The 21,214-nt window shown below is 38.5% G+C and carries 20 protein-coding genes; 4 read left to right on the top strand and 16 right to left on the bottom strand.

Going from position 1 to position 21,214, the window contains the following annotated elements:
- Positions 1 to 7: 7 nt before the first annotated feature.
- The gene (locus tag IRQ78_RS02920; RefSeq protein WP_194441300.1) at positions 8 to 3,160 is read right to left on the bottom strand and encodes a M1 family aminopeptidase; all 3,153 of its coding nucleotides are present in this window, start codon (positions 3,158 to 3,160) and stop codon (positions 8 to 10) included.
- The gene (locus tag IRQ78_RS02915; RefSeq protein WP_194441299.1) at positions 3,154 to 4,023 is read right to left on the bottom strand and encodes an ABC transporter ATP-binding protein; all 870 of its coding nucleotides are present in this window, start codon (positions 4,021 to 4,023) and stop codon (positions 3,154 to 3,156) included. Before IRQ78_RS02915 ends, IRQ78_RS02920 begins: the two co-directional genes overlap by 7 nt.
- A gap of 780 nt (positions 4,024 to 4,803) precedes the next feature.
- Between IRQ78_RS02915 and IRQ78_RS02910 the strand changes: the two genes are divergently transcribed.
- Together IRQ78_RS02910 and IRQ78_RS02905 are read left to right on the top strand one after the other, a co-directional pair.
- Positions 4,804 to 5,838 (top strand): sensor histidine kinase, encoded by a 1,035-nt coding sequence (locus IRQ78_RS02910; RefSeq protein WP_228482487.1) that lies wholly within the window; start codon positions 4,804 to 4,806, stop codon positions 5,836 to 5,838.
- Complete coding sequence (locus IRQ78_RS02905) at positions 5,831 to 6,499, top strand: LytR/AlgR family response regulator transcription factor (RefSeq protein ID WP_166338578.1); 669 nt, start codon at positions 5,831 to 5,833, stop codon at positions 6,497 to 6,499. The genes IRQ78_RS02910 and IRQ78_RS02905 overlap by 8 nt, the downstream gene beginning before the upstream one ends.
- Here the strand turns inward: IRQ78_RS02905 and IRQ78_RS02900 are convergent.
- The 3 genes from IRQ78_RS02900 to IRQ78_RS02890 are packed head-to-tail and all read right to left on the bottom strand — an operon-like array spanning position 6,496 to position 8,131.
- On the bottom strand, positions 6,496 to 7,095 hold the full coding sequence (locus IRQ78_RS02900) for an SGNH/GDSL hydrolase family protein (RefSeq protein ID WP_194441298.1): 600 nt from the start codon (positions 7,093 to 7,095) through the stop codon (positions 6,496 to 6,498). The two genes, IRQ78_RS02905 and IRQ78_RS02900, sit on opposite strands and share 4 nt — an antisense overlap.
- Positions 7,095 to 7,619 carry a DsrE family protein gene (locus IRQ78_RS02895; RefSeq protein WP_194441297.1) on the bottom strand — a complete coding sequence of 175 codons (525 nt, stop codon included), beginning with the start codon at positions 7,617 to 7,619 and terminating at the stop codon, positions 7,095 to 7,097. The genes IRQ78_RS02900 and IRQ78_RS02895 overlap by 1 nt, the downstream gene beginning before the upstream one ends.
- A gap of 47 nt (positions 7,620 to 7,666) precedes the next feature.
- Positions 7,667 to 8,131, bottom strand: coding sequence for a flavodoxin family protein (locus tag IRQ78_RS02890; protein ID WP_194441296.1), 465 nt, complete (start codon positions 8,129 to 8,131; stop codon positions 7,667 to 7,669).
- A gap of 76 nt (positions 8,132 to 8,207) precedes the next feature.
- Here IRQ78_RS02890 and soxR point away from each other — a divergent pair, with 76 nt between their 5' ends.
- On the top strand, positions 8,208 to 8,663 hold the full coding sequence (soxR, locus tag IRQ78_RS02885; RefSeq protein WP_166338572.1) for a redox-sensitive transcriptional activator SoxR: 456 nt from the start codon (positions 8,208 to 8,210) through the stop codon (positions 8,661 to 8,663).
- 57 nt (positions 8,664 to 8,720) lie between these two features.
- Positions 8,721 to 9,323, top strand: a complete 603-nt coding sequence (locus IRQ78_RS02880) for a hypothetical protein (RefSeq protein ID WP_228482486.1) — start codon at positions 8,721 to 8,723, stop codon at positions 9,321 to 9,323.
- A gap of 36 nt (positions 9,324 to 9,359) precedes the next feature.
- Here the strand turns inward: IRQ78_RS02880 and IRQ78_RS02875 are convergent, their stop codons facing one another.
- The 11 genes from IRQ78_RS02875 to IRQ78_RS02825 all read right to left on the bottom strand — a co-directional run bounded on the left by IRQ78_RS02875 (position 9,360) and on the right by IRQ78_RS02825 (position 21,213).
- Complete coding sequence (locus tag IRQ78_RS02875; RefSeq protein WP_138618920.1) at positions 9,360 to 10,526, bottom strand: lipase family protein; 1,167 nt, start codon at positions 10,524 to 10,526, stop codon at positions 9,360 to 9,362.
- Between the two features lie 30 nt (positions 10,527 to 10,556).
- Positions 10,557 to 11,072, bottom strand: a complete 516-nt coding sequence (locus IRQ78_RS02870; RefSeq protein WP_105181748.1) for a DUF6795 domain-containing protein — start codon at positions 11,070 to 11,072, stop codon at positions 10,557 to 10,559.
- Between the two features lie 140 nt (positions 11,073 to 11,212).
- A complete protein-coding gene (locus IRQ78_RS02865; RefSeq protein WP_194441295.1) occupies positions 11,213 to 11,926 on the bottom strand; it encodes a hypothetical protein in 714 nt (237 codons plus the stop codon).
- A gap of 90 nt (positions 11,927 to 12,016) precedes the next feature.
- A complete protein-coding gene (locus IRQ78_RS02860; protein WP_194441294.1) occupies positions 12,017 to 12,283 on the bottom strand; it encodes a hypothetical protein in 267 nt (88 codons plus the stop codon).
- A gap of 82 nt (positions 12,284 to 12,365) precedes the next feature.
- A complete protein-coding gene (locus IRQ78_RS02855) occupies positions 12,366 to 12,956 on the bottom strand; it encodes a hypothetical protein (protein WP_194441293.1) in 591 nt (196 codons plus the stop codon).
- Complete coding sequence (locus IRQ78_RS02850; RefSeq protein WP_194441292.1) at positions 12,950 to 13,723, bottom strand: ChaN family lipoprotein; 774 nt, start codon at positions 13,721 to 13,723, stop codon at positions 12,950 to 12,952. The genes IRQ78_RS02855 and IRQ78_RS02850 overlap by 7 nt, the downstream gene beginning before the upstream one ends.
- 127 nt (positions 13,724 to 13,850) lie before the next feature.
- Positions 13,851 to 14,300, bottom strand: a complete 450-nt coding sequence (locus IRQ78_RS02845; RefSeq protein WP_194441291.1) for a hypothetical protein — start codon at positions 14,298 to 14,300, stop codon at positions 13,851 to 13,853.
- A 115-nt stretch (positions 14,301 to 14,415) separates the two neighbouring features.
- Positions 14,416 to 14,904, bottom strand: a complete 489-nt coding sequence (locus IRQ78_RS02840; protein ID WP_194441290.1) for a hypothetical protein — start codon at positions 14,902 to 14,904, stop codon at positions 14,416 to 14,418.
- A gap of 212 nt (positions 14,905 to 15,116) precedes the next feature.
- Positions 15,117 to 19,379, bottom strand: coding sequence for an RHS repeat-associated core domain-containing protein (locus tag IRQ78_RS02835; protein WP_194441289.1), 4,263 nt, complete (start codon positions 19,377 to 19,379; stop codon positions 15,117 to 15,119).
- On the bottom strand, positions 19,379 to 20,221 hold the full coding sequence (locus IRQ78_RS02830) for a hypothetical protein (RefSeq protein WP_187489399.1): 843 nt from the start codon (positions 20,219 to 20,221) through the stop codon (positions 19,379 to 19,381). The genes IRQ78_RS02835 and IRQ78_RS02830 overlap by 1 nt, the downstream gene beginning before the upstream one ends.
- Positions 20,222 to 20,223: 2 nt before the next feature.
- Positions 20,224 to 21,213, bottom strand: coding sequence for a hypothetical protein (locus IRQ78_RS02825; RefSeq protein ID WP_194441288.1), 990 nt, complete (start codon positions 21,211 to 21,213; stop codon positions 20,224 to 20,226).
- Position 21,214 lies beyond the last annotated feature (1 nt).

Genomic DNA, 21,214 nt, shown 5'->3' with positions numbered 1-21,214 from the left:
TTTGTATTTATACTTCCAAAAAAAGCTTATTAATTAAGTCTTTCTCTTGTTCATTAAGTTGTTCTTGCAACGCTCTAATAAAATCCATTGACGTTGCTGGTCGGTTAGGAAATGCATATTTTTGCCATACTGATTTTAAAGCAGCCACAATCACAGCATCGCCAATTTCATTTCTAAGTTTTGCAAATACAAGAGTAGCTTTGGAATACTGATCGTAACTTTTTGATGAGTCTACCAACGCTTGCTTTGTCGAAATATCTAGCCGAGAAGCTTGTTGATATCGCTGAGTTTCATATTTGACTAATGCATTGACAGCCTTTTTTCCGTATCGTTTTTCAATCACCACAAGCTCTACATATTTAGCTAATGATTCAATCAAAAAAGCGCTATCTTCAGGAACACTATTGCCAATATCATGACCAAACCATTGATGAGCCGTTTCATGTACTGCACGGCGGTAGCGTTGATCAAAACCTGCGCCTTCACTTGGTTTAGCTCTAAAACCGACCTTATTATCAATCAACATGATTTCAGGTAATGCATACCCTGTCCCACCAAATCCTGTTGCGTCGATCAAACTGAGATTTGAACCTTTGTACGCATTAAGATTATTATTAAACCAAAAAAGCGTGTCACTCATAGCTTGTAAGTTAACTTTTACGGCATCTTTATTAGCTTCTGTTGCACTTGATTTAGTAAAAACCTGTAACTTCACACCCTCATAAATTAACTCAGTTGCTGCAAATGGAAATGACAACCAAGCAGGTAAGTTGTTAATTGGCACTGTCGTCTGAAATTTAAAAACGGCTCTTTGCCCTTCAACAATATGCGCTATTTTCTTCCCCTGTGAAACGACCTGATAACCTAGGGCGGTGGTAACTTTGCTTTTCATGGTGATGCGTTCATAGTTATATGGTACTTGGTATGTTGCATTAAAAAGCTTTGAAGGCGGTGTTTTAACATAGAGTGGAAGCCCATAATCTAACCTTAACTGCTCGTCATCTAATTCATAGTTTCTTTGATACCCAAGCGTCGGTAATAGCGGAACTGAACGAATATAACTAAATTCAGGCGTTATGATTTGATGCCCTTGTGTAGGCCATAACTTGGCTTGCTTTACTACAAATTGCGTTTTAAGTTGCCTTGTTTCGAATGGCTGAAGTGCGGATTTAAACTCGTAAATAGCTTGGTTCATTGATGGATAAAATGCGACTTCCTCAGCTCCTTCTATTTTAATATCTGCCCATTGATAGAAGCCTGCACGACCTATCAATACCTGTTTTATTGGTTTTTTGTGAGGGTTAGTAAATGAGTAGGTTAAGTTAAATTGGGCTGACTGCTTATAAGGATAGAAATCTATTTCTGCATCGATATGACTCACTTTTGGCTGAGCTTTATGTTTCCAATCAGCAAACATTTTTTCATAATTTGCTTTAAATGTTTCTCGTTTATAAGAGTTACTTAATGGCTTTTCTGAAATTAAATTAGTATGTAGCTGCCAAAATAAATTGATAGCCAAAACTGCAGGTATTAACAGCCAAGCATCTTTATTTTTAAGTGCCCTACTGCCCATTCCTGTCCCGCGGTGATTAAAAGCCTGACTAACAAGCACAACACTAAGTAATAATACTAGCCACGCGCGGACATAAGGCCAGTAACTACTTAAACTTGCTCGATATCCCCAAAATTCATTAGCCGGCTGCAATGGTGTCCAAGCTACACTCCAAAACGTGTGTGTTAGCCCCAAATAAGTCATTACTGGGGTAAATTTAAGTAACAAAATGGCAAACACCACTAAAGAAGCAACAAGCTCTGAGCGCAATAAATTAAAAATACATACAAATATCGAAGCAATGATAGCTAGCGGCAGTCCCATTAAAGCTAAGGTATAAATAGGGTGATAAGCGTCAAAGTCACTGCCAATAAAAAGTTCAGCTAACGATGCACCAACAAAACCTATTAACGAAAAAACAAACACCAAACTCACTATTGCCAATAATTGGCTATGCAAAATAGAAGCAGTCTTAATAGGCGCTGCCGCAATTATCTCTGCTATTTTGTAGTGCCTAGCATGACAACTAAGTTGCCAACTCCATAGAGCCATCAGTAAACAACCGAGCAATATATACATATCAAAGGCATATTGATTAACAGCATCAATGCTAGTTGCTTTAATAACACTCATTGGTTCTGCATACTGAGAAGAAGATGCAACACTATTAAACACTAACCCTAGCCATAAAAGTAACAGAATAAGAGTTATAGGTTGTTTTAATATATTTAAAATTGCAGCTTTGTATAGCTCGAATAGAATCGAGCTTTGACGAAATGTAGGCTTTACCGTTTGAAATTGAGTGTAAGGCCTAAGGTCAGACTCAATACATTGTTGTTTGGGTTGCTTTGTCCTTGCATATACTTGGGGGTGCGAGCCAACAGCATGAGTAAAAATAACAATTGCTAGAGTAAAACAAATAAAGCGATTAGTATAAAAAGGCGTATTTTGCGACTCGCTAAAACTTGCTATTACCGTTGTATAAGCAAATGGGTCTAACCAAATAAATAGCTGATAAAACGTTTCGTTTAGTACATTACTTCCTGCCAAAATTGGATTACCCGTTATACTCGCAGCGAACAAATAAGCAATCCAAACACTTGCAAAAGCGGCGTAGATAATCATTGAGCTTCGAAACCTTTGACAAAGCCAAAATGCCAAAGCAATAAGTAAAAAACAGTTTATGAGTAGAACAAAACCACTATAAAAAACTGTATAACCAAGTATTTGCCAACTAAATCCATTATTTTGAAAATGTACGTAACTCATAACCAACGTACTGCTTAATGAAACCATCATTAATAGACTTACAAAACCACCTATTCGAATATAGTTTTTTTGTTTTGAACTTACTGATGCAACAGCAATAATTTCGTCCATATGAAAGAGGTGGTCACGTAAGAAAATTGCTGGCGATAATGCTCCAACCAATAAAGCCAATTGCATCATGTGTAATGACACTAAATGCAATTGATAGTGCTGTAATGGGTCAACATTACTTGTTGCAAGCCCTGAAGAAAGTGAAAATGCAAAACTTGGCGCAATAAGCAAGCATACCCAAACTATTGGTTGACGAAAAAGATACTTTAACTCATTGATTATTAGCATAATTCACCTCTTCGAAATTTTAGTTCAAAGAAGTACTTATCTTGTAATGATTCTGCAGCCAAAACAGCCCCTGTAGTTGGGCGCTCTGCGGCATAAACTCGAAAGACGGGCTCACCATATCGATAACTTTGGCTCAGTACTAAAGCGTCTTTGGGCAGTGCGCGTGGCAAAGCTTTTAATACCCATACTTTACCTTTGAGTTGGTTTACTAAGGTATCGATATGGCCACTTTGGATCAGTTGACCACCTTTAATCATCGCCACAAAGTGACATTGGTTTTCTATGTCTTCCACAATGTGTGTTGAAAGCAAAATCAGTCGATTCTTACTCATTGAAACTAATAAGTTATTGAGACTCTCTCGCTCTGCCGGGTCAAGCCCAGCAGTAGGCTCATCTAAAATGATTAATTTAGGATCACCCAACAATGCTTGAGCAATACCAAAGCGCTGTTTCATTCCCCCTGAAAAGTGACTGACTCTTTTATTTGCATGCTGAGTTAAGTTTAATGCAGTAAGCAGGTCATCAATCTGTTGCTTTGTCTTTTTAGATTCAAGCCCTTTTAATATGGCGATGTGTTCAAGTAATGCTCTACATCCCATATGTGGGTAAACACCAAATTGTTGTGGTAGATAACCAAGTTGCTTACGTAACTTGTCAGAGTCTTTTAATATATCTAAGCCACTAAACTGTATACGGCCAGAATTAATAGTTTGCAGGCATGCAAGAGTTCTCATCAAACTAGACTTGCCAGCGCCATTTGGCCCCAGCAACCCTACCATGCCGCTGGGTAACTCAATGGTTATATCGTTAAGTGCTTGAGTTCCATCAGGGTATGTTTTCGAAATATGCTCAAGTGTTAGCATTTATTGGCTCCTTAATTAGCACAAATCTAGATTAAGGAATGGCAAAGCTCGCTGCTACGAAGTAATGATCAATGAGTCAAGTTTGATGATGAAAGCAAAAATTCTTATTTCGTCATCAAAAAAAGAACTTTCATCAAGATGTGGATGAATAAAGAAATAAAAACGTTAAGCTAAATCCATTATAACGCTTAATCAGAGTATTACTCCCTCAGTTTCCACATTATTTAGAAATTAGGGTAATATATAAATGTTCGAAAAAACAACAGTGTACGTTGCAAAAATAAAAACTGAACGGAGTAGATTTTGCTGGCAGCTATTAGCTATCTATCATCACCTAAAAACACAAAAAACATGGTTGCTCTACTACCATTAATCGCTGCGATACTACTTGAAAGTCATATTCGCTATCTTTCGCTGAGAATTGATTCACCCAGTACTTATCTAACAGTAAATTTACAGCTAATATTTGAGTGTATCCCTTTCTTAATCGCTCACTGGATGGCATCACAGCATTCTTCAAAGCAGGCTTCAAAATGGTGGTTATCTGGGTTTATTGGTTACCCAATACTCATTTATCTGTTAAGCAACAGCTTGCCACCTTATGATAAATGGCACTACTTACAAGAGCAATGTTGGTTACTATGCAGTCTAGCAAGTTTACTTTGGCTTTCATCCCAACGCTTTAAGAAGAACCAAAAATCCAAATTAACCAGTTGGATGAGCTCTTTGTTTACATTAAATAAAGTTGTTTTTGTTATATGTTTTGGCTGGGCCTTTGTCATGGCTGGCATACTCAACAGCCATAAAGAACCTTTGCTAAATCAACCCTTTGCATTGATATTTGATACTCAAAAGCTACTTACAAACTATAATCAATTTATTTGGTATTTTTCTCAGCTTTTGGTCTACGTAATTATTGTACACGGCACTTTTTTATTTAATCGTTACATTTTAATACGTCAATTCTTAGCCAAGCATGGAGTGCTCATTTTTGTATCTGCATGCTTAATTAGCATGGTTGTTTTAACACCATTACTTGCCGCTATTGTGCTTACATTGCCTGTTAATGACTTACCCTCAAATGTTGCCAATCTAACTCCGGGAGGCAACCTAGACATTATCAATAAGTACAATTATCAGTTTATGTTTTTATTTTTAAGTATCTCTACACCCATTATCTTGGCGTTTGAACGCCAGCAGCACCACCATAAATTAGAAGAAATTGCCAAACAGCAAATAAAAACAGAACTAAAGCTATTGCAGCAGCAAATTAATCCGCACTTTTTATTTAATACTTTAAATAACTTATATGCACTTGCATTAACAAAATCAGAAAAGACACCTGAATTGGTATTACAGCTGGCTGACTTACTGAGATACACCGTCTATGAAGGGCAAAAACCATTTGTTCTACTCGAAAAAGAGCTAAATTACATTAAAAACTTTCTTGAACTTCACAAGATAAGGCATGCAAATAACTGTAGATTTAACCTAGCATGGCCTGAAACTAGTCACCCTCTTTATATAGCGCCACTGCTTCTTATTATTTTAATCGAAAACGCCATAAAGTACGGTGTTGAACACGCACAAGAAAACGCTGAAGTAACGATAAAACTATCCTTAAATGGCAACGCTTTAACGTTATATTGCGAAAATAGCATTCCTCGCAAAAACAATAATGATAATTCAGGCATGGGGCTAAACAATTTAAGGCGCCGTTTAGAGCTTCTATATCCAGAAAAACATATTTTATTGGTGCATAACCACAATGGACTTTGGCAAACCACCCTCTCTTTGGAATTATCAAATGATTAAAGCAATTATTGTTGATGATGAACCACTTGCTCATCAAGTAATTCTTCATCATTTAGAGTCGTATTCAGATATCAAAGTAGTTTCTCAGCATTTCAGCGCAAAAGATGCTTTGTACCAATTAGCAAAATCAACTATTGATGTCGTTTTTTTAGATATAAACATGCCAGAGTTGTCAGGGTTAGAACTCATTCAATCACTCGCTAACCCGCCTCAAATTATCATTGTGAGTGCTTATGAAGAATATGCACTCGCAGGTTACGAGCTAAATGTTACTGATTATTTACTCAAACCTGTATCTGCACAACGTTTACAGCAAGCAATAAATAAAGTCCGTGAACGTATTTCCCAAACACCGAAAAGTAAAACAATCACCCTAAAAGTAGATCGCGAAAAACGCAAGCTTAGCTTAGATACAATTGAATACATTGAAGCGTATGGAAATTATGTAAAAGTACACCAAGAAGACCAAACGATCCTCGCAACAACAACCCTAAAACAGATCTTAGAGCAGCTATTAGGCTCATTCACTCAAATCCATAAATCATACATAGTGAATAACAGCAGAGTCATAGCTGTTACGAACGAACATGTAGAGCTAGATACTGGTGATAAGATAAAAATTGGTAAATCATTTAAAGAACACAGCAAAGTATTACTTTAGAGACAACTTCTCAAGTGATCTACAAGTGTCTTATGCTGTGAGCTTGGCCAATGAACGCCTTCTGAAGAACATGGTGTTATTAATTCAAAGCAGTTAACGAAACAGCAGTTGTTGCTGTCAGCAACATTTTTAAACTCTTCCACTAACCGTTTTGCTTTTAGCTCTGCTCCTGCATAAATAGATTTATATGCGCCAACCTCATACACCGCTGGCAGGCTTAAAATTATTATTTTGGGTAATTCACGGTGCCGATAATAGTTTTTTATATCTAAAATAAGTGCTTCTAGTGCGTTGGCAATATCAACAACCGACAGCGCAAAACGGCGCTTTAAATCATTCGTGCCGAGCTGAATTACAATCACATCTAAATGATAAGCCGCTAGGTAAGGCTCTAGGTATTTAATGCCCAGTTTATCACCACTAAAAGGTGGGTCGTTCACCAGTGTACGATTGGGCTGGCCGGCTTCAATCACTTGGTAGCCGGCACCTAATTTAATACCCAGTAAACTAGGCCAGCGCTCATCGGCTGCAAAGCGCTTACCATCGACGGGGGAAATACCATAGGTGTTTGAGTCACCAAAACATAAGATATTCATTAAAATGGATTCAATGTGTAACCTTGTTGCTGCAACTGTGCATGCGCGGTCATTGCCGATAACGCCATTTGCACACCAGGAATAAGCTGTTGCTGCTTTACCTTCATGTGCGTTGCAGACTGCCCACACACATACACAACGGTATTATGTGCCAACAATTGTGAGATCAATTGCTGATTTTTATTGTCACTGGCAAAGCGCTGTTTATAAAAACTGTTTTCCAGTACATCAACACTTGCGCCACCATGCACAACTAAAGCAAGTTGAATGTTCTCAGGCTTCACACCATGGGCTATGTGCATATTAATGAACCGTGCTAATGAGTTCATATTGTTGTTCTGCGCCCCTTTTTCTGCCGCATCTGCTACATCAAATGCCACTTTAAAAATCGTTTGATCTGAAATTGTCGCATGGTTTGGCACGTCATAATAATAACCAAAGCCTTTGATAACGGGCTCAGCTTGCTCTGCATGACTAAACGAAGATAATAAGGCTAAAGATAAACCTAACAGTGTTGATTTCATAAAAGTTCCTGTTGCTTTTTACTCTAGCCTACCTTGTTTAAACGCGTTTAACTAGCATCAATATGTTGGTGCGCTTTAAAGGTCATGCCTAAGTAATTAAAGGTGTTTTTAAACATCTCGGTAAACGCGTTAGGTGCGTGAGCAGACCCTGCATTTGAGAGCAATGAAAACTGCTTTTCACGCAGTGTTCTCAGTTTTGGCCTGAGTGCGTCATCATCCATGTAGTCAGTGATCCGGTCTAAAAATGCTTTAAACTGCGGTGTGGTGTTATACCAATACACTGGCGATGCCAGTACCCAGTGTTGATAATTCAACAGCGCTTCAAATACCGCATAAAAATCATCATTTTTATATTGCTTATCGTAGCAATAAGGCGAGATAACATAGTCATCTAGACATACCAGATCACCGCCATATTGGGCTTTATAATCATTAACTTGTAAGCTTGTGTTACCCGTTTTTCGTGCACTTGAATAAATAATTACCGTATTTGTTGTTGGTTTTTGTTGCATGACTATCACTCCTTTTTTATGATGTGTGCAGCGTAAAACCTCAAGCTAACTTTAGGTCAACACCTTGGAGCAAATTATGTCAGATAAAAAACTTATTGATGCAAACCTAGCGGTTGGCTTTGTGGCAAAACGCAGTGGCGTAAAAGTTTCGACCTTGCATTTTTATGAGTCAAAAGGGCTTATTCGCAGCTGGCGTAATAATGGTAACCAGCGCCGCTATAAACCCGATGTATTGCGCCGAATTGCCGTTATAAAAGCTGCGCAAACCATGGGCATAACTCTTGAAGACATTAAACAAACGTTAAGCACCCTACCCGAGCAACGCACTCCCACTAAACAAGATTGGGCAGCCCTTTCTAAAGTCTGGCAAACGCAATTAGATGAACGCATTCAATACATGCAGCGATTGCGCGAGCGCGTTAACGGTTGCATTGGCTGCGGCTGTTTATCAATGGCTAAATGCCCAATCTACAATAAAGACGATTATTTAGGTGAAGATCACAGTGGCGCTGTGCTATTAGAAAGAGATTAAATATACAAATCAAATAATTGTGAGATACTAAATCAAAATAGTAAAAGGAATTTAATAATGGATAAAGGAAACAACCCAAAGATCACCACTGCATTTAAAACCGTTGATAATAAAGAACTAAAAAGTACTGGCTTTTGGCTAAACCAATTATTCCTCGTTTTTTCAACTATTTTTGGGGTTTATCTTGCAGCTCAAAGTGGCTTAGAACAAGCTTTAAAATTCGACTCATTCAGTAAAATGGAAGATAATTATTATCTTAGAACATCTCTATATGATGAAGTTAAAGATAATGCTGAACATCTCAAAGAATTTGCTATCTTATTAGCAAAAAGCCCACCTAAGTCCGAACTTGAATATAACAAGCCAACCATCGAAAAGTATATTTGGCAGACCATGCAGTATTCCCCCACAACCTTAGAAACGCCCAGTGAGTTTTTAACTGAAATTCGTCGTTTTTACAGCAAAAGTCAATTTATTATTGATGCAGCAATCAGTAGAAAAATGTCGGCCAAACATGCTTCAAATCAGTTAAGTGAAGCGGTCGAAATCATAAATAACAAGACGTTACCAAATTTAAAAAGCAGTGCATTAAAACTAAAAAGTGAGCTGAGTAAGAATGGAATACAAATAAGCTCATTAAAAGAAAACGAACAACAATAAGAAATGGGCATGCTAATCAGCATGCCCAATTTGTTATTAATCTAAACCATTTAGGCCATCTTTTGCGGCGCGATAAAGAGCACCAAGAGTCGAGTCAAAAGCCCACTTAATAACACTGTATGTTAGTTCAACGGCTTTGCTAACAACTTTGCCGGCAAACACCAACATATGACCAATAAGACCCAATGTTTGTGCAGCAAATGAGGCTGATGCTTTCGCAATTTTATCTAAAGTTCGAGCAAGCATATCGTAAAATGTCAGGCCTGTTCCAATTGCTGCTTGTGCAGCAACAGCGCTGTAATAACCAGCGTCTTTTAATAAGGTAACAAGCGCCGCACCTAATTTATCAGCCCAGTGTGAATTGAAAGATGCTTGATTACGATCTTCAAAGTTTAAGCGCACAGGTGTATTTAAATAATGATTTGCACGGATTGTCAGGTTGCCCCAATCATTACTATTTGCGGTATTAATGTAGCCAGGTGTTCCACTGAGTTTGTGGGCAGCACCTTTTAAACCTTGCCCGCTATCTAAACGAATTTCTTGGCCCTGATATGGAGCATGAGAAAATGGCCATAACGGCACTTTAGTGACAGGATCGGCACCATGAGTACAACGATAAATCTTATCGATTCTGCCTGTTGCGGCTCTTGAAAAGTTATCTAGACCAACACGAGGAGAGCCAAATGTATACAGCTTTACAGGTAACGAATATTCAGCTTTGATCCAATCTGCCGCTAACGTTGCAAGTGCACCACCTAAGCTATGGCCAACTAAATGTACGCACCCTGTTACTTTGTCACGTATATTTGCTGTAACAAACTCTTGCAGTCCCGGCTTCATGGTGTAAAACGTTTTATTAAACCCCGCATGAACCATACTACCGTTTGAACCACCACTTAAACCGAAGTTTGCATCTGTTAAACCATCTCTTAAAGAGGCTGTGCCACGAATGGTGATAACAGAATCACCTTGAAACTCATTTTTTCCGTGTGCAACTAAACCAAAACCTGTACTTAAACCAAATAAATGAGAGAAAAAACCACCCGACACACCTTGTACAGCACTTGGGTTAATTGAGAAATTAAAGCTATTTCGCAAAGAAGCGTGCAATGAGTGATTAAGTAAATTAGTTGTTTTAATACTTTTTGCTTTATAAGCAAGCTCAGCGAGTTGCACCGCTTGAGTAGGCGTCAAGGTATTCATATAAGTTCCCTTTGTATGAGATGTTTTAGGTTAAAGTTTACATGATGTATAAATCGCAAAAGTATGGCTTGTATCTTCTTCGATAGGAATATCGTATGTTTCTGGCTCTTTAGAAATATCGCATTCTAAATCAGCAAGTAATCGTTTGAGGGTTTGACTATTTTCATGCAGTGAAACCAGTGTATACCACAATACTATTCCCTCTGGCGTGCCATTTTCTAAATAAATGTGCTGTACCAATGAGTCATTATCGAACATGTTAGCTGGTTTACTGGTTTTAATTGTTTTTTCTGAAAACGTAAAATAGCCCTGTTCATCAGTTACTGTTTCGTCGATATATTCATCACCGTAAGTAAGTGAACGCATCACTTTGGTATTTGCAACAGGCTTCCCATCATCAAATAGCTGCCCTTTAACAGGGGCAGACAAAATAAAATCACTTTTATTAAAAAAACCAAACATATTCGCAAATACCTGTGTCGTAGTGAATAAAACAAATAATGTAGCAATTAATATAGCTAACTGCCTAACCCTTGATGAGAACACACCAAGCCTCCTTGCAATGCAATTTATGGCAACAAAAACCTTATTATGCTGATTTATACATTATTCATTTACGCAGAATAAAAACAACAAAACAGGTACAAATAATAACTAAAAAACAACCTCCCTTGCAAGGTTAAAAATCAAACTTCAGAAGTAAAAAATATTACATGTATAATTTTTACGATAATAGCCACCCCAACTCCCATTGATAATATATATGCATATAAAAAAACAATCGCTCCGCCAGAGGGGTCATTTATTTTATTAATTTCCATATACATAGAGCAAAAAATAAAAAATATGGCGATATTTATAAACAAGCCAAGAATAAAACTGCCATCAACGAGTGGTGATATACCGATTAACGCTGCCGCAAGTATCAAAAGAGTACCAGATAAAGCTGGCTTTAATTGAAAGCGAAACTCGAGTACTTTAAGTAAAAATGTAAAAACCATTAAACCTAAATAGTAAAATGAAGGCCAAAATAGCTGATAAAACGGCTCAACTTGCTGATCAGCATCAGGAATTGTTGGCTGAACTTCTGGTGAGCCTGTAAATAATGAAATTAACCAATATATAACGCCAAAAATAAGCAGCCACGACGTCAAAAAACGCAAAGTTAGGATGAGATCCAATGGCCTTTTGCCCTTTGATTCTAAAATTTTAGCAAGTGTTAAACCTAATAGTGTGACGCCAGTTAACATCCCAACTGCGAACCAAAACTGCTCCATGTAAAAATAAGCAACACTAGGCGTGATACCCAAAAGACCAAAGTTAAATAGCATGACAGTCGAATCTTGCGAGTCTTCATTAAGATCAACTTCTTTTGCAAATAACGCAAAGTAAACAAACAATGGCTGTAGCAGCAGCATTAAAATGCACGCATTCATTAATGACATAAACCATCCTTGTACTTTGTTTACCTAAACTCAAGCTTTTGTAGCTTACCGATTAATTCTTTGAAAATAAGGCTTAAGCTTTAAAAGCCCTGACTCAAGTTCAAACTTTTGAATATTTGGATTGGTAGATTTAAGGCCATTAACTAAATGGCTGTGGATCATCGTAGCCATCCCCTCAAACCCCGCTGGCGCACTAGCTAGCAAGTCTTTTAATAAGGGTTGAATAAGAACCTGATGTTCTTCGATTAAGTCCGGTTTGTTATAAACATCGTTGACTAGTTGGGTGAGTGTTTGTTGATGTTGTTGTTCCATACTGTTTCTATAGCGCATTTAACTGCGTTTATAGCTCCTTTTAGTTCTAAAACCTTGATTAAATAAACCTAAATAATTACATTCATTGACTACTTCGTGTTTTTGCATAGTCTCTCAACTCTCTCGCCAGAGCCTCTGTGCCATCCCCTTCACTGTGTTCAAGCACATATTCCGCATGGTTAATTACGCTCGGCCAATCCTCAAGTTTTGTATAAATTTTTGCCAGGTCGTAATGGATCCGTCTTAACAAACGAGGTGAAGCATCTGTAGCTTTTTTGAGGAATAGTTCGTATAAACGGGCCGCTTCAGTTGGGTTATTTTCAATGAATAAGCCACCATCATATAGCCATGCTAACTTACGAATAGCCTTGATTTCATCATTAGCTGCACGTTGTTTTACTTCATGAACGTAACGCGAGCCATCTCCTGTAAGATACCCAATATAAAGCAACGCTTCCCAAGCTCCGAGTTGGTAGGCTTTCTCACACCAGCTTTCAAGTTCGTTAACTGCATATTTCAAACTCTTTTCGCATTGGCGCATTGCTGCCCCCTTAGATAAAGCAGGGTCATTAATATCAAGTTCGGTCCATAAAGAGCCCGTTACCGATTTACTCTCGGCATAGGGAGTAACTGTGCCCAAAACTAAAAGTGCTAAAAGTAGATGTTTTACCATTTTAAAGTGCCATCTAGGTTAACTCTTTGTTCTGGAATATGAACCTGAAATGCTTTTACAGCATGCTTATAAGGGAAGCCTTCACGCGAAAAGTATTGTTGTTTAAGTGAATTAATTTCTGCAGAACTACCTTCACATTGCCTTTGAGATAAGCAAGTTATTCCACCTATAAAATCAATAAACCTTATACTATTCATGCCCTTTTCTTGCACAATAGTGTCAAGACCAGGCTCATAATCTGTGGCTTGTACTGCATGCCAGCGATGCATAAAGGCAACTACACGATGTTGTTTTGAGGCATTTAACACCCCCATTATATTTTCAGCCCATATTTTATTTCGACGAGTGTGGGTACTGAAACAGTCTCCCTCTTTATATTGGTCATATTCACATTCCTTATCCATTTGCTCCATCAATTCATAAGAAATATCTAGTGCAATTACTTTCAAACCAATGTCTCTAGCTGCCTTAACCAGCTCGCCATAGGCTTTAGGTACTAAGTAGCCCCAGGCCCAATTCTCATTTAAATATTGCTGAATTACCTTAAAGCCCTTTCCTGTACGTTGATAAAAATCTATTTTTTCTTGCATAGAGCGAGGTAGCATTTCCATTGCAAAGTGAGTAAAGCCTGCTGTTTTTAATTGTTTGAGTGCCTTAATTGCCTCATATTTATACGATAGTGGATTGTGACTAGACTCTGCAATTATCACCAAACGGGCATTTCCTGCCATTGTTTTATAGTTAACATCCGTGTTTATTTCACTCATAGTATTTCCCTATCCATTAATTACAGCTCTTCAGTGAGCTCTTTGTTATCAAACTATAAATTTGTTCCATCACTCCTTTTGAGTGATTAATTATGTTTATTACGGCTAGCATCAATCCAGCCGCAGGCTATTCCTCCACCTCTAAACGGTGACACTCAAGTGGAGAAAAACCTGTATTTTCAATCTTAATTGAACAATTCATATTAACTACATTCTGACTCAACAAAGAGAGTTCTAAGTCAAATGTTAGAATTTGTGAATTAACATTCAGATTGTAGATATCTAAAAATGTTAACTTTTTAAAATCATGTGTAACTTTTAACGCTTTATCATACACGTTACATATATTCTTTCGTTTGATAAGCGCATTACTACCCGCTTCTAAAATCTCTAGTCTTAAACAAGGGAACTCGCTATCAGGATGAAATTTAAGCCAACGAAACAAATTGTCATTGACCCTTTCAACATTCATCTCAATAACATCAAGGCTGACATACGTTTTGTCATCATTACTTAAAGCATCGGTACAAGAAAAAGTAAAAATCAAACAAACATTAATAAATAGCTGTTTCATCATAAACCTAAAACGTCCATATTTTTTAAGTACGTTGCTAAAATATAAATTTAATAGCCTGCCATATTATTTTATCCGTAGCTAATATTCTCTCCCAATATATCTAGGTTAAAATAACTTACTTTCCTAAATCACATCCATCAATTTCCCGTAGTGTTTTTAATAAAATATCATTGCCATTTCTAGAGATGAAATTTGCATGTAAATATAACCTATCTTTTTCACTTTGGTAAAAGTCACTGTTAGAGATCTCTATTAAGTAACTTTTAACTAGTCTTGATTCAATACTTTTAGGGCTTTTAAAAAGCATTGAACCCACCAATCTGCCTCTGGATTTTAAAGCAAAAAATGCCGAGAGATTTGCCATAAAATGAGTTAAATCGTTTTTAGTAATTTCTAAAGACCCTAAAAAATCTATGAAAATTCTATCGAAAACCTTAGCGTTGGTATTACTCATTCTCAAAAATGATTCTACATGGCCTCCAAGGTTTGCACCGTGATTATGTTGTTCAAAATCAGGGGTTTTTACAAAATAATTTTTTTCTCCACGAAAAAAGCTATTTGACTCATTTTTACCTATCGAAACTTCAAATAAATTTGTAACCATATAATATCTCTATTCAATGCTGTTAAGGAGCATAAAACTTTAAATCTTCTGCAGCTTTAATAACTCTGTATACTAACTTTAGGAGTACGTTGCGTATTTTAACTATTTATTTTCATTACGCGTTATTAAGTTAAGCGCTCCACTTCCCAATTCTACACTCACATTCAACAGCCATACTTTTGTATTTTTATGGGATGTAACTTCTTACTACTTCATTTTTTATTATCTTGACCTGTTCGTAATTTCTTTGTGCTTTTAAAGTTACTTGATAATTCTTCAAGACTGTTATTATGAACGACCCTTTCAGAATTTATTAGTGCGGCTTCAGTTATACCACCTTTTGTTTTACCGCCTGGGATCCATTCTCCATCGTATGCTCCACCTTCACGACCATTCGGAATATCATATTCAAATCGTTCATCTCCTGGCTCAATTACCATGTACGTGATTTCATCATTGCTTAGATCTGTATCTTCGCCCAAGCTGAGCTCATCTCTAAGAATTCTCCAATCATTCCCTGACTTGGTATATTTGGAGATAATAACGTCCATTTCACTTTTCAGCCCTACAAATTTTCTTGGCGGTAACGTTGGATATTCAGGATTTAACATCCAACTTTGAATTGAAATGAAACCTGCACCTTGTTGATTAAACAGAGCTACATGCGCATCGATATAAGATTGCGGCAGATATGTTGATGGATCTGGGCGTTCAGCTTTAGGAGTAATTAAAACTTCTTTGACTTTCTTATAACTCCCGGCTGCTTCGGCAGAACTTTTAAAGTGCCCTTTAGTATTTTTCTGAAACGTATTCCATGTATTTTCCTTACAACTAAGTCCAAACGGATCTACCCAATTAACCGGATTCGGCGCGTATTGGTAGTGGTTTATGCCGCCAACTAAGCCTATCGGGTCTTGGTTTATAAAGCGTTGTTGTTTGGGGCTGTAATAACGGTAGCGGTTGTAGTGTAGGCCGCTTTCTTCATCAAAATATTGCCCTTGAAAACGTATTGGCTGAGTGAAGCTGTTTTCTTTATTAAAGTCAGCATTAGCTTCTGGTTCTTCATAGCCGTACACATCGGCGTGGTTTTGCCATACAACTTCTGCGTTATTGTTGGTAACAAAACGTGGGGTGTTTAGTTGGTCTAGGTGGTAGTAATACAGCTCACCTTGTTTAATCAGTGCGACCGGGTGAAATTGATTGGGCAGGTTGATGTACCAGGTATACTCGCCGTGCTGGTATTCTCCTATTAGTTGGTCGTTATCCCAAATATAATCAATCTTGCCATGCTCAGTCTGCTTAGCGATACGACGACCTAGTGGGTCATAGTCGTAATGTGTTAGCGTGCCATTGTTGTTAAAGCTGCTTAATTGGTTGAATGCATTGTATTCACGGTGCGTTTTTATGCCTTTGCCCGTTTCGCGTACTTGGTTACCACAGTCATCGTATTCAAAATCGCTATCGCCAAAATGCGTTAACCTGTCGGCATCGGCTTGGCTATGTGTAACAGCATCATTAGCTTCTTGTTTATTGACTGCTTCATCATGCTGCACTTGAGTTTGACTAACTGGGTTACCAAAGCTATCCCACTGAAATTGCTTGGCAGTTTCTGGCGCTTGTGTATCCGACTTTGCATCAGCTAGATTTTGCTGAATTAACTGGCCAAGGCTATTGTATTCAAACTGTGTATTTTGGCAGCTAATGCCTTGTTCTTTCCGCGCAATAAGTTGATTGATCGCATCATATTGATAATTACAGCTATCAAATAGTGTGTGCTCTGGATGCGATAGTTGCTGCTGCGTTAAACGCCCAAATACATCAAATGTCTGATTAAGGGTAACCTGATTACCAAAACGCTGAGTTTTGATATTATTTTGGCTGTCGTAGCCAAGCTCGACGAGTTTTGCTAACTCACCATCCGCTCGCTTTACCTGTATAGCACTTAACTGGCCAAAACTATTGTAGTTATAATAAAGGGTTGTTGAATCTGGCAAGGTAAGAGACTGTCGTCTGCCGAAGTCATCGTAGCTATATGCGAGTTTATGGGTTTGAGACTGGTTGTGAATTTGCTCAACACTCAGTAGTCGTCCGCCTTTATCAAACGACTGTTTAATCGTTGATTGCTCATTGTGAGCACGTGCTATTTTGCCCTCTGTCGTATAACTGTAGTGGTTAGCGTTATTAACTATGTGTTTATTTGTGGCTAGACTTGCGTGCTGCGAAATAACGCGGCCTAGCTTATCACGCTTAATATTTACATGGCGTTTGTCGCTTTGCGTGACAGCCGCTAAACGATTACATGCGTCGTACTTAAATTGCTGTTCAGTACCATCAAAACCCGTGATTTGTGTTGGGTTTTCGTTTGCATCGTAATTAATGCGATAAATATGGCCGTCACTACGCTCGATTGCGGTTAAATTTCGCTCTTTATCATACGTTAAATGCAGTGCACTGCCATCTGGCTGGATCACGCAGTGAGGTTGGCTTAGTCCCTCAAAGTGCTGCTCTGTGGTATCACCATTACCGTTTTTCGAACGAACTAATCTACCAGCATCATCATAAGAAAAAAGCTGTTGTTGTTTGTTATCAGGGTTACTTTGCTCAAACGCGGTTGTTTCAACTAGTTGCCCTTGCTCATTATATTTATATTGAGTAAGCAGACCGGCTTGGTTAATGGTTGCATTTATACGACCGAGGGTATCGTAGCTGTAACGAATGAGCTCATCATTGTGCTGCTTCGCAAGTAGCTCACCTTGTTCATTCCACGTGTATTTTAATACATGACCGTTTGGTGTGACATGCTGGGTCAAATTACCTTGCTTATCATAACTATAAAGTGCAATTCGCCCATCTGCTTGGGTTTCACTTTGTAATAACCCTGAGGCACTGTATTGGCGTTTAATCTTCTCGCCATTTGGCAAAATAACAACGACTTGTTGACCAAGTTGGTTATAGCCAAATTGAGTGCGGTTACCATCAGCTTGGGTGACTGATTCAAGCTGGCCGTATTCAGTATAGGTATAAAGCGTTTGATAGCCTAGAGCATCAGTTTGCGCTACTTTTTGCCCTAGCGAATTGTAATCATAGCGCGTGATATTACCGTTGGCATCAGTGTGCTCAATCAGCTTACCTTGCTCATTGTGCACAAAGTGCTCTTGGTTGCCGCGTGAATCTATACTGGTTGTTTTATTGCCTTGATACTCGAACTGATAGCAATAGGTATTGTCATCCCCCCACTGTTTAATACATTTGGCATCATAACCATACGAGTCCCACTCAAAGTGATGACTAAAACCGCTTGCTCTGGTTCGCTTTATTAGTAAATTTGCAGCGTTATACTCATAACGCTCTTGTTCAGCAAATTGGTTTGTTGCCGCAACTAAGTTTGACTGTTCATCATACTCATAACTAGCTAATGGCTGATCTAAAAGTACTAATTTGCCTTGTTCGTTAGTACGATAAGCGTGCACCGTTTTGAGTAAACCGTGCTTATTATATTTAAGTACACAGCCGCGTACTTTGTTTACTTCAATACGTTGTAAACGCTCCATCGAATCATAATAAAAACGGGTGCTTTGACCTTTTTCATTGATGATTTTTTCGAGCAACCATGCTGATGCACCCGGCATAAACGTCAGGTGTTTATCATCTGGTGTTACTAATACTTGCTTGCCATTTTCTTTATAATGAAGCACCAAGTTACTACTTAACTGATAACTCGATTGCCCCGGCTTCACTTTTTCAAACTTATGAGTCGCACCATGTTCGTCGTGATACTCAAGCCAGTAAGTGCCCTTTTTCTTTGGGCCCACTTTCGGCGGTGGTAGGTAATGCTCGGTTAATTGCACTAAATAATCGTGACGCCAGCCATTACCCAGTATTGTTTTATGATTACAGTGAGACGAACGGTATAACCGACGCCACGTTAAAGGCCTATTTGCGGCTAATGAGAAGTCAGTTAAAGGAAGAATTTCTTCGCCTGTTAGCATCGAAACCGGGTCTGAACGGCATTCTTGTTCTGTTATAGGCGTTTCACTTGCGGTTGTGTTACTGGCACTGCCCTTATTGCTAGCAGGAGCTTGTGTTGCTTTTTTGGCATTACTTGGCACAGCCGAAGACGCTGAACTGCTACTTTGCGATGAGCGAGTATTATCACTGACTTGAATGGTGCTTTTTACTTGCTGCTGGTAGCACGTAATGGCACCTGAGGTTAAGGCTTTTATCAAAGCCGATGCAGTTTCGCGCGCTGTTGCTTGCCTTGGACAATTTATACCAGCAACATTTAACAATTGAATAAGATCTAATCGTTTAGCAGCATCGCCACTTAATACCGCACCAACCTCAGCTACAAATTTGTAGGCACTATCCGGCGTATTCGTTGCGACAGCAATAAAACCACTGGGGGCTGGCTGTTTAGCTAACACGAGGCAGATGGGATAACGTGTTCCCTGTAACACAACTGCTTTACTATCCATTAGTTGCACATTTCCTTACTTATCCATAAGTATGACGCGACGGCTTGGTACTTGTTGTACTCTTGCGAAATTATTAACGCCTGCCCAAAACGCTCAGCATAAAGGGCGCTATTTGTCAGGCTTGCGAGGTTTACAACCCCTTCTATTGCTCCCATTTTGCCTAATTTATAATTAGGAAGTTGGAACATCGTTTGTTCATTAATTTTTTTACTTAAAACAGGTAAATAACTTACCCAATCATCACTTTCTAGGCCATTTCCTGGGGCAAACACTAAATCTATTTTTTGTTCATTTAGCGATAAAATACGTTCAAGCTCTGCATGTATAGGCTGATGCTTTGCTATATCTACAGAAGAACACATGCTCGTAGATTGCAGCGCCCAGCCTACCTGAGTAAATTCAACACATGCCTTACAAGCCGCAATACCCAAATATTCAAAGCCGTTATGCTTTGAGGCTTTAAACACACCATCAATTGCTACCACATCAAAAGCACTAAAATTTTGCTCTTTAGCTAATGCGATCGCACTGTGCATAGCGTTTGCGCCTTCAAAAATCATCTGTTCGACAGCAATGCCATAACGCTGCTGAAGGCTGTTTATAAATAGTGTTTTATGATCAGTTTGAAAAGGCAGTGCCGGTAATAACCAAATTAACGGTTGCTGCACGTCTGACTCTTTCAATACTGACTTTGCTTTTACAATACAGTCATAAATAAAGGCATCAAATGAATGCCAGTTTTGCACTTGCTCATGACCCGAGCTCCCCTCTAGTACTAATACTTCTGGGGCTACTTCATAAGGTGTATCAAACTGCTGTATTGAAATTTTAAATGCACTCAATGCTAACTCGCTTGACTATTTCGACAGTCATATTTAAGCGCATTTAAAATTGTAATCACCTGCCAACTAAAAAAATCAACACCTTGCAGGCTTGCAACACTAACAGGTCTATTCATCGCAAAGCCATAAACCAGGGTTTGATCATTAAATTTGATCTTTTGCTCTGGCCAACTCAATGCAAATTGGCGCTGAAAATCAACAGCGGCTTGCTTACAATCGCCAGCCTGAATTTGAGTATCAAATGCAACTAATTCATCGAGCTGACTACCTAAGCAGCGTTTAATACCAGCAACAAGATTCTTGGCCGACCTCACTTCGGTCAACAGCGCAACAGCCATAGGGACATATTTTGTTGCCCCAGTTTGCAATAGCACCGCAATAGCTTGCTCTCGAGTAAACTGCTGGCTCACATAGTTGCAAACAAAATTCATCCTTTGTGGGTCTAACAATAATAGGTACACAGACATTAACGGTGAATTAATCATCGCAGCCTTTTCAAATACGTTTACTGTTTCTTGCATTTCAGGCATATCTGGCAGCTGTTTTACAGCACGTTTTATCGCTTTATAAATAATCGCCTGTGTCTCTGATTTACCGTACACATTTGCCCAATTCAAAAGATCGCTATTGGCTGGCCCACTTATTGTTAAGCTTTTCTGCAAAAGCTTATGTTTTAAAAGCGTAAACTCATGTCGGTTTAATAACCCCAAAAACCTCTGCTTTTGAGAGTTAGACATTAATTGCTGCGCAACCAAGCATGCTTCTGCAACGTCATCTAATGACGTTTCTTGCTGTTTTAACGTCTCGAGCTCTTCAATAATGCACTGCACCATTTCAAACTGTACATTGCTAGCGCTCTGAGATGCTTGTACTTTTAAAATTAACTGCTGACGAACTTGAGCAATAAACCCAATGCTATAAAAAGCACTTTGCTGCATCATATTTAAATTTGATAGAGCTGCTTTATGCTCATTTAGAATGAGTGATAACACC

The organism is Pseudoalteromonas simplex (genome assembly GCF_015278155.1).
GTDB classification, from domain to species: domain Bacteria; phylum Pseudomonadota; class Gammaproteobacteria; order Enterobacterales; family Alteromonadaceae; genus Pseudoalteromonas; species Pseudoalteromonas simplex.
Note: the sequence above shows the minus strand (reverse complement) of the source record. Positions and strands in the feature narration are given on the sequence as shown.

What these genes read in the sequence shown, in the direction of transcription:
- IRQ78_RS02875 (WP_138618920.1), bottom strand. Translation starts at nt 10,526, where the DNA reads ATGAATACCTTGACGCCTACTCAAGCGGTGCAACTCGCTGAGCTTGCT.
- IRQ78_RS02835 (WP_194441289.1), bottom strand. Translation starts at nt 19,379, where the DNA reads ATGGATAGTAAAGCAGTTGTGTTACAGGGAACACGTTATCCCATCTGC.
- IRQ78_RS02905 (WP_166338578.1), top strand. Translation starts at nt 5,831, where the DNA reads ATGATTAAAGCAATTATTGTTGATGATGAACCACTTGCTCATCAAGTA.
- IRQ78_RS02880 (WP_228482486.1), top strand. Translation starts at nt 8,721, where the DNA reads ATGGATAAAGGAAACAACCCAAAGATCACCACTGCATTTAAAACCGTT.
- IRQ78_RS02845 (WP_194441291.1), bottom strand. Translation starts at nt 14,300, where the DNA reads ATGATGAAACAGCTATTTATTAATGTTTGTTTGATTTTTACTTTTTCT.
- IRQ78_RS02910 (WP_228482487.1), top strand. Translation starts at nt 4,804, where the DNA reads ATGGCTGGCATACTCAACAGCCATAAAGAACCTTTGCTAAATCAACCC.
- IRQ78_RS02895 (WP_194441297.1), bottom strand. Translation starts at nt 7,619, where the DNA reads ATGAAATCAACACTGTTAGGTTTATCTTTAGCCTTATTATCTTCGTTT.
- IRQ78_RS02920 (WP_194441300.1), bottom strand. Translation starts at nt 3,160, where the DNA reads ATGCTAATAATCAATGAGTTAAAGTATCTTTTTCGTCAACCAATAGTT.
- IRQ78_RS02850 (WP_194441292.1), bottom strand. Translation starts at nt 13,723, where the DNA reads ATGAGTGAAATAAACACGGATGTTAACTATAAAACAATGGCAGGAAAT.
- IRQ78_RS02860 (WP_194441294.1), bottom strand. Translation starts at nt 12,283, where the DNA reads ATGGAACAACAACATCAACAAACACTCACCCAACTAGTCAACGATGTT.
- IRQ78_RS02915 (WP_194441299.1), bottom strand. Translation starts at nt 4,023, where the DNA reads ATGCTAACACTTGAGCATATTTCGAAAACATACCCTGATGGAACTCAA.
- IRQ78_RS02840 (WP_194441290.1), bottom strand. Translation starts at nt 14,904, where the DNA reads ATGGTTACAAATTTATTTGAAGTTTCGATAGGTAAAAATGAGTCAAAT.
- IRQ78_RS02890 (WP_194441296.1), bottom strand. Translation starts at nt 8,131, where the DNA reads ATGCAACAAAAACCAACAACAAATACGGTAATTATTTATTCAAGTGCA.
- IRQ78_RS02855 (WP_194441293.1), bottom strand. Translation starts at nt 12,956, where the DNA reads ATGGTAAAACATCTACTTTTAGCACTTTTAGTTTTGGGCACAGTTACT.
- soxR (WP_166338572.1), top strand. Translation starts at nt 8,208, where the DNA reads ATGTCAGATAAAAAACTTATTGATGCAAACCTAGCGGTTGGCTTTGTG.
- IRQ78_RS02900 (WP_194441298.1), bottom strand. Translation starts at nt 7,095, where the DNA reads ATGAATATCTTATGTTTTGGTGACTCAAACACCTATGGTATTTCCCCC.